The sequence below is a fragment of the Streptomyces sp. CAI-85 genome, from assembly GCF_013363615.1.
GTDB classification, from domain to species: domain Bacteria; phylum Actinomycetota; class Actinomycetes; order Streptomycetales; family Streptomycetaceae; genus Streptomyces; species Streptomyces antibioticus_B.
The window spans coordinates 1-7,924 of sequence record NZ_JAANNX010000118.1; the positions used below are offsets into that span (position 1 = coordinate 1).

6 protein-coding genes and 1 pseudogene are annotated in these 7,924 nt (G+C 67.5%); all 7 read right to left on the reverse strand.

The window, feature by feature from the left end:
- Positions 1–278 precede the first annotated feature (278 nt).
- Positions 279–1,634, reverse strand: a complete 1,356-nt coding sequence (locus tag G6W55_RS36455) for a sugar ABC transporter permease (RefSeq protein ID WP_375372508.1) — start codon at positions 1,632–1,634, stop codon at positions 279–281.
- Positions 1,631–2,422: an ATP-binding cassette domain-containing protein gene (locus tag G6W55_RS36460; protein ID WP_030789732.1), complete on the reverse strand. Its 792-nt coding sequence runs from the start codon at positions 2,420–2,422 to the stop codon at positions 1,631–1,633. The genes G6W55_RS36455 and G6W55_RS36460 overlap by 4 nt, the downstream gene beginning before the upstream one ends.
- A 278-nt stretch (positions 2,423–2,700) precedes the next feature.
- On the reverse strand, positions 2,701–3,786 hold the full coding sequence (locus G6W55_RS36465; RefSeq protein WP_037875699.1) for a sugar ABC transporter substrate-binding protein: 1,086 nt from the start codon (positions 3,784–3,786) through the stop codon (positions 2,701–2,703).
- Positions 3,787–3,920: 134 nt separating this feature from the next.
- Positions 3,921–5,120 carry an ROK family transcriptional regulator gene (locus tag G6W55_RS36470; protein WP_175524906.1) on the reverse strand — a complete coding sequence of 400 codons (1,200 nt, stop codon included), beginning with the start codon at positions 5,118–5,120 and terminating at the stop codon, positions 3,921–3,923.
- Between the two features lie 307 nt (positions 5,121–5,427).
- The gene (locus tag G6W55_RS36475; RefSeq protein ID WP_175524907.1) at positions 5,428–6,336 is read right to left on the reverse strand and encodes a carbohydrate ABC transporter permease; all 909 of its coding nucleotides are present in this window, start codon (positions 6,334–6,336) and stop codon (positions 5,428–5,430) included.
- Positions 6,336–7,262 carry a carbohydrate ABC transporter permease gene (locus G6W55_RS36480; protein ID WP_175524908.1) on the reverse strand — a complete coding sequence of 309 codons (927 nt, stop codon included), beginning with the start codon at positions 7,260–7,262 and terminating at the stop codon, positions 6,336–6,338. The genes G6W55_RS36475 and G6W55_RS36480 overlap by 1 nt, the downstream gene beginning before the upstream one ends.
- Before the next feature lie 40 nt (positions 7,263–7,302).
- Positions 7,303–7,924 (reverse strand): annotated as a pseudogene (locus tag G6W55_RS36485) (carbohydrate ABC transporter, N-acetylglucosamine/diacetylchitobiose-binding protein); the annotation flags it as partial.

Below are 7,924 nucleotides of genomic sequence, written 5' to 3' on the forward strand. Positions count from 1 at the left end.
AGATCGCGCGGTCCCCTGATGCGGGTCAGCAGCGGCACCCGTGCCTCCTTGCAGTTGAGCTGATCGAGCTGTTGCCGGGCTTGTCGAGTCTAATGTTCCGTCCCGGCGGCCGGACTCCGGGCCATGCGTCATAGGTCACGCGATCGGCCGTACCCATGATGGGGCTTTCCTATGACATGTCCTTCGTGCCGTTCTCATGACACGGCCGGGCCCGGCTGAGGACACGGCTGTGCCCGGCACCTCCCGGTGCCGGGCACAGTGACGTTCCTGCCGCGGGATCAGCCGCGGCCGGCGGCCTTCTGGCTCTTGCGGGAGACCGAGTCGATCACGACCGCGCCGAGCAGAACACCACCGGTGATCATGTACTGGATCGAGGTGTTCATGTTCAGCAGGTCGAGACCGGTCTGGATCGACTGGATGACCAGCATGCCCAGGAGGGCCGACCAGACGGTGCCGCGGCCGCCGAAGAGGCTGGTGCCGCCGATGACGGCCGCCGCGATGGCGAGCATCAGCACGTTGCCGCCACCGGCGCTGAGCGTGGCGCTCGCGGTCTGGCCGGCGAAGAACATACCGCCGATCGCCGCGAAGCCGCCGGAGATGGCGAACACGGTGATGCGGATCAGCGGCACGTTGATACCGGCGCGGCGCGCGGCCTCGATGCCGCCGCCGACCGCGAAGACCTTACGGCCGTAGGTGGTGCGGCGGAGCACGAAGTCCACGATCACCAGGGCCGCGAGGAAGATCACCAGGGCGTTGGAGACGCCGGAGGCGTTGTTCAGCACCGCGGCGGCGACGAAGGAGGCGACGGCGAGGGCGCCGACGCGCAGCAGGATCTCGCTGGTCGGGCGGAACGGCACACCGGCGATCCGGCGGCGGCGCTGCTCACCGAAGTTGCCGATGAGGGTCAGCACGACACCGAGGCCGGCCAGCAGGTAGGCGCCGATGATCGCCTGGTCCATGAAGAAGCTGTTCTGGCCGAGCAGGTGGATCGGGCCCGTCTCGGACGGGATGTTGATCGTGCCGCTGGAGCCGAGCAGCCACAGCATCAGGCCGTTCCAGCCGAGGAAGCCGGCCAGGGTGACGACGAACGCGGGTACGCCGATCTTGGCGAAGAACCAGCCCTGCATCGCGCCGATGGCGATACCGGTGATGACCGCGAGGACCAGGGCCAGCCAGGGGTTCATCCCGTTGTTCACCGCGAACACGGCGAACAGGGTCGAGGACAGACCGCTGACGGATCCGACCGACAGGTCGATCTCGCCGAGCAGCAGCACGAACACCAGGCCGATGGCGAGCATGCCGGTGGCCGAGAGGTAGTAGCTGATGTTCGAGAGGTTGTCGGCGCTCAGGAAGCGGTCGTTCTGGAGCTGGAAGATCGTCCAGATGACGATCAGGCCGACGACCACCGGGAGCGAGCCCAGCTCGCCGCCCTTGACCTTGCGCTTGAACTCGGTGACGTAACCCCGCAGGCCCTCCTCACGGACCAGCAGACGCGGGTCGACGACGGCGACCGGGGCGGCCGTGGGGTCGTCCGCGGGGGCGACGGTCTCCTGGCCCTCGACGACGCCCTCGGCCTTGGCGACCTTCTCGGGCTCGGGGTTGCCGCTCTTCACGGTCTTCGACGTGTCGCTCACTGTGCCGCCTCCGCGGTGCGCCGCCCCGCACGACGGGTCACGGCGTTGTCCGTGGCCCCGGTGATCGCGGCGATGATCTCTTCGTGGCTGGTGTCCTTCACCGGGAAGGAGCCGTTGTTCTTGCCCAGGCGCAGGACGGCGACGGTGTCCGCGACCGCCTTGACGTCGGCCATGTTGTGGCTGATGAGGATGACGCCGAGGTTGCGCTCGCGAAGCCGCTCGACCAGGTCGAGGACCTGCGCGGTCTGCTCCACGCCGAGGGCCGCGGTGGGCTCGTCGAGGATGACGACCTTCGGGTCGCCGATGAGGGCGCGGGCGATGGCGACGACCTGGCGCTGACCGCCGGAGAGGCTGGCGATCGGGATGCGCACGCTCGGGATGCGGATCGAGAGCGTGGAGAGCAGCTCGCGGGCGTTCTTCTCCATCGTCACCTCGTCGATGACGCCGCGGTGCAGCAGCTCACGACCGAGGTAGAGGTTGCCGACCACGTCGAGGTTGTCGCAGAGCGCGAGGTCCTGGTAGACGGTGGCGACGCCGAGTCCCTGGGCGTCGTGCGGCTTGGTGATGCTGACCGGCTTGCCTTCCCACTCGATGACTCCCTCATCGATGGGGTGGACGCCGGCGATCGTCTTGACCAGGGTGGACTTACCTGCGCCGTTGTCGCCCACCAGGGCGACCACTTCTCCGGCGTGGACCTCCAGCTCGACGTCGGTGAGTGCCTGCACTGCACCGAATCGCTTGGAGACTCCGCGCAACGCCAGCACGGGCGTAGCGGACACGTGAACCATCTCCTTCGCCGCCTGACCGGCGGGGATGCCGCGCTTGGGGTGGGGCGCGGAGGGACGTGCGGGACCGGGCGGGAGCGCCTCGGTGCCGTACGAGGTTTACAAGATGAACATGCGCGAATCCGTGGCACTTGGCAACGGCTCCGTCCGACGCCCGCCCCGGCAGCGGGGTGTGAAGGTGGGGCAGGCGTCGGCGGGGTCTCGCGGGACCGCGCGGTGCGGTCGGGGCCCGGACCCCTCAGCGGGATCCGGGCCGCGGTGCGCGCTGTGGCGCGTTCCGCTTACTGAAGGCCGGCGGCCTTGCACGCGGCGGCGTACTCCGCGGTGCAGATCTCGGCGACCGTGTACAGCTTGTCCTTGATGACCGTGTCGTTGATGTTGGCCTTGGTGACCGACACCGGCGTCAGGAGCTGCGCGGGGACCTTGTCGCCGGAGCCACTGGTCACCTCGCTCGTGGCCAGGGACTTGATGTCCTTGCCCTCGAGCAGGTTGACCGCGAGCTGGGCGGCGGCGTCGGCCTGCGGCTTGAACGCCTTGTAGACGGTGGAGGACTGGGTGCCGGCGACGATCCGCTGGATGCCCGCGAGCTCGGCGTCCTGGCCGGTCAGCGGGATGCCGCTGATCTTCGCGCCCTTGAGGGTGTTGGCGATGCCACCGGCCATGCCGTCGTTGGCCGAGTAGACGCCGGCGATGTTCTTCGCGCCGAGCTGGGTGATGGCCGCGGACATCTTCTGCGCGGCGACCGTGTCCTTCCACAGGCCGGACTGCTCGTAGGCGATGTCGACCTTGCCGTCGAGCGCCTTGTGGGCACCCGCCTTGAACTGGCCGGCGTTCGGGTCGGCGTCGTCACCGTTGATCATGACGACCTTGGCCTTCGGGGTCGCCTTGTCGCCGAGGGAGGCGAGCAGGGCCTCGCCCTGGAGCTGGCCGACCTTGACGTTGTCGAAGGAGACGTAGGCCGAGACCGGGCCCTGGGCGAGACGGTCGTACGCGATGACCTTGACGCCCTTGTCCACCGCGGACTGGATGGAGGACTTGATGGCGGCCGAGTCCTGCGCGGAGACCACGATGACCTTGACGCCCTTGGTCACCATGCTGCTCATCTGCTGCGCCTGCTTGGCCGGGTCGGCCGCGGCGTTGGCGTACTGCACGTCACAGTCGTCGCAGAGTTCCTTGACCTTGGCCTCGAAGAACGGCCGGTCGAACTTCTCGTAGCGCGTGGTGACGCTGTCGGGGAGCAGAAGGCCGATGGACTTGTTGTCCGAGCCGCTGCTGCCGGAGTCGTTGTCGTCGTCGCCGGCCTTGCCGCACGCGGCAATCGAGAGCGCCATGGACACGGCGGTGGCGCCGATCACGACTCTACGCATCGTAGCGTTCATTGGGGTGTGCCTCCCTGACAGGGCCGCAACGCTGCGGCCGAGGTGGCTCGAAGTCAACTCGGCCGCAAGTTCGACGTCAAGAAGTAAATACTTAACGAGATGGCAACGGCGTCATGCGTTCTCTAAGTGAAGGCAGGTGTCGCGCTGGACAGAGACCCGTCCAAAAGGGTCGAATCACCCATCTCGCTGAGTGCGAGAGCGAGTGCTCCGAGCACCTCCGCACGACCCCCGAGTGCCCCTGGGAGAACGGAAAGCTGACGCGCCGCACTGGGGATCGCATAGCGGCCGACGGACTCTCTGATCGGGCCGAGCACCAGCTCACCGGCCTCGGCGAGATCACCGCCCAGGACCACTCGGCTCGGGTTCAACAGGTTGCAGAGATTGGCGACTCCACTGCCGATGTGACGGCCGACGTCGGCGATCACCCGACGGCAGCCCGGGTCTCCGTCCCTGGCCAGCCGCACGACGCCTTCCATCGTCAGATCCGTGCCGTGACTGGACTGGAGGAGCGGCAGCACATAGCGCGCGGCCGCGAAGGTCTCCAGGCAGCCCCGGTTTCCGCAGCGGCAGACCGGGCCGGATTCATCGAGTGTAATATGCCCGATTTCTCCCGCAGTGCCGCCGGGGCCGCGATAGATCTTCCCCTCGATCACCAGACCGGCCCCCACACCGCTCGCGACCTTGATGTAAGCAAGATCACGTACGCCCCGGCCGCTGCCCCAGACCATCTCGCCCAGGGCGCCCAGATTGGCGTCGTTGTCCACGTGCACCGGTACTCCGAGGCGCCCCCGCAGCTCCTCGGCGGGTCTGGTGCCGATCCAGCCGGGCAGGATCGCCGACGAGCCCAGCGTGCCGGACTCCAGATCGATGGGCCCCGGCACGCCGAGGCCCACCCCCGCGATCTTCGTCCGGTCCACCCCGGTGGCCTCGATCAGCCGGCTGACCAGTTGTTCCGCCCGGTCGAAGCCCTGGGAGGACGAGGCGTCCACGTCCAGCGGTTCGGACTCCTCGGCGAGCACCTGATGGGCCAGATTGCCGACGGCGACCCGTAGATGGGTATGGCCGAAGTCCACCCCGATGACGATGCCGGCGTCCCCGCTCAGCGATACGCTGCGGGCCCGGCGTCCGCCGGCGGAGGTGGGCGTGACCTCGACGGTCCCGCCGTCCTTCAGTTCCCGCACGATGTTGGAGACGGTCGCCGCCGACAGACCGGTCGTCCGGGCGATCTCCGCCTGGGTGAGGGACCCCGCCAGGCGCACGGCACGTACGACCCGCTCCAGGTTGGCTCGGTGCAGCGACGACTGCGACCCCGGAGTCTCCACGACGACCTCCTGCGCGCGGGACCGCTTCGATGAGGCCCCGTCCATGTCCAACTAGTGAACTCTAAGCTGAGCTGTTCGGGTTGCCTCCCGTCAAGAGGTTGAACAGTTTCCACACGGTCGGACACTTCTGGCACCGGTGACGCTCCGTATCGTCGCGGGGTGTGCGGGGGTGGCTGCGGGGTGTTGCGGGAAAGCCCTTCCAGGTGGTGAACGCCGAGTGCGAAACCGGCCGGGGAGCGATGAAAAGCGGCGTACACGGACACCGCGTGCGGCGGAGATCCATGTACGCCGCGTGAAGGCGCGCGGTCTACTTGAGCGCGCCCGCGGTGAGTCCCTGCACCACCTGCCGCTGGAAGACGATGTACGCCCCGAGGACCGGCAGCATCGCCATCACCAGCCCCGCGAACAGGCCCGACCAGTCGCCCTTGTAGCCCTGGCTGACCGCGAGCTGGACCAGGCCCTGGGTGAGGACGCGCTTGTCCGGGTCGGTGTTCAGGACCGTGGGGAGCATGTACTGGTTCCACTGGCCCAGGAAGTTGAAGATGCCCACGCTGATCAGGCCCGGCTTGGCCATCGGCAGCATGATCTGGAAGAACGTCCGGCTGTGCGAGGCACCGTCGACGAAGGCCGCCTCCGCCACCGAGGACGGCAGCGTGCGGAAGAACGCCGTGAGGAAGAACACCGTGAACGGCAGCGAGTAGGCGATGTAGACCAGGATCAGCCCGTGCAGCGTGTTGAGCAGGCCCATGTTGTTCACCACATAGAACAGCGGGACCAGCGCCAGCATGATCGGGAAGCTCATGCCGCCCACGAACAGGTAGTAGATGAAGCGGTTGCCCGGGAAGTCGAACCGGGCCAGCACGTAGGCCGCCATCGAGCCGAGGACCAGGGTGCCGATCAGCGAGCCGCCCACCACGAGGATCGTGTTGAGGAAGTAGTCGCTCATGTTGGCCTGGGTCCAGGCCCGCGACCAGTTGCCGAAGTGCAGCCGGTCCGGCAGCGACCAGGGCGAGCCGAAGATGGAGCGGTCGTCCTTGAAGGACGTCATCACCGCCCACAGCAGCGGCAGGACCACCATCACGGCCCAGAGCACCAGGACGCCGTGCGAGAAGACGTTCAGGACCCGGCCGTCGGACCCGCGCCGCGGCCGCTTGCCGCCGGCCGGCAGGTCGATCTTGGTGACGGGCAGGGACGCGGGGGGTTCGGTCGTCTTCATCAGTACTCCAGCCGCTCGCGCCGCCCCAGCCGCATCACGACGGCGGCGAAGGCCAGCGTCACGACGAGCAGCGCGACGCCGATGGTGGTGGCGTAGGCGGCCTGACCGTCCCGGAACGCCCTCTGGTACACGTACAGGACCATCACGGTGGTCGAGTAGTCGGGACCGCCCGGACCGGTCGTCATGATCTGCACGACCGCGAACGACTCGGCGCCCAGGGCCAGGATGCCCATGTAGACCCAGCCGGACTGCACGGTGTCCCAGAGCAGCGGCAGGGTGATCCGGAAGAACGTGGTGGAGCGGTTCGCGCCGTCCAGCAGCGCCGCCTCGTACAGGTCGGCCGGGATCGAGGCCATGCCCGCCGAGAACAGGACGACGAAGAAGCCGACCGTGGACCAGACGAGCACCGCCATCACGCACCACAGCGCGAGGTCCGGGTCGCCCAGCCAGAGCGGCTGGACGCCGTCGAGACCCACACCCCGCAGGAACGAGTTGATCGCGCCGCTGTCCGGGTTGTACGCGAAGGCGAACAGCAGCGCGACGATGGCGATCGAGAGCACCTGCGGGAAGAAATACACGATCTTGTAGAAGGACGAGCCCCGCACCCCGGAGACGACCGGACCGCTCTTTCTGCGCCGGCCGCCCACATTGATCATGAAGGAGAGGAACAGGGCGAACCCGATCGTCACGACCGGCACCAGGAGGGCGAACAGCAGACTGTGCTGGAGTGACTTCCAGAAAATCGGGTCGTCCAGCATCCTGCGGTAATTGTCGAGACCGACCATCTTGAATTCGGGGCTGAGACCGGTCCAGTCCGTGAACGAGTAGTAGATGGACTGGATGAACGGCCAGACCACGAAGAGTGCGTACAGTCCCAGGGGCAAGGCCAGAAACCCCACGATGAACCGGTACTTGCCGTGTTGCATCGCCACTCCGGTGCCGTCGTGAATGCGGTCGCTGATGCGGTTACTGATGCTTGTAGTGCTTGATCGAACTGTCCTTGGCGGCCGCGTCGGCATATCCCTGGATCTTGGTGACGGCCTCCGCCGGAGTGAGCCGGCCGGCCATCATCTCGCCGAGCCCGCCGACACCGATCTGCTCCTTCTGCAACTGGACGTACCAGTCCTGGAGCCGCGGGTTCACCACGTTGTCGCCGGCCTTGTCCAGCGCGGCCACACCGGACTTCAGACCCGGGGTGAGCGTGATGCCGTCGGTGCCGCCGTTGAACGCGGTGAGCGACTTGACCTTGGCGGTGAAGTTCCTCGACGACGCCTCGCTCAGCATGATGCGGAGCTGCTCCATGCCGCCGGAGGTGTTCTTCGCCTTGGCGGGGACGATGAACGGCTCACCGCCGGAGGCCCAGATGGTGCCGAACGGCATCTTGTCGGAGGAGTCGATACCGGTGGGCGCGGAGACCGCGAGGTCGAAGTCGGCCGGGATGACGTTCGCCGACTCGTTCTCCACCCAGGAGCCGTTGGGCAGGAACAGCGCCTTGCCCTGCGCCCAGGCGGTCTGCGACTGGATGTGGTCCAGGCCGGGGGTGCCCTTGAGGACGTAACCCTTCTTGTACAGCTCGTAGTACGCCTCG

Coding starts and splice junctions, on each gene's coding strand:
- G6W55_RS36460 (WP_030789732.1), bottom strand. CDS start 2,422: ATGGTTCACGTGTCCGCTACGCCCGTGCTGGCGTTGCGCGGAGTCTCC.
- G6W55_RS36465 (WP_037875699.1), bottom strand. CDS start 3,786: ATGCGTAGAGTCGTGATCGGCGCCACCGCCGTGTCCATGGCGCTCTCG.
- G6W55_RS36475 (WP_175524907.1), bottom strand. CDS start 6,336: ATGAAGACGACCGAACCCCCCGCGTCCCTGCCCGTCACCAAGATCGAC.
- G6W55_RS36480 (WP_175524908.1), bottom strand. CDS start 7,262: ATGCAACACGGCAAGTACCGGTTCATCGTGGGGTTTCTGGCCTTGCCC.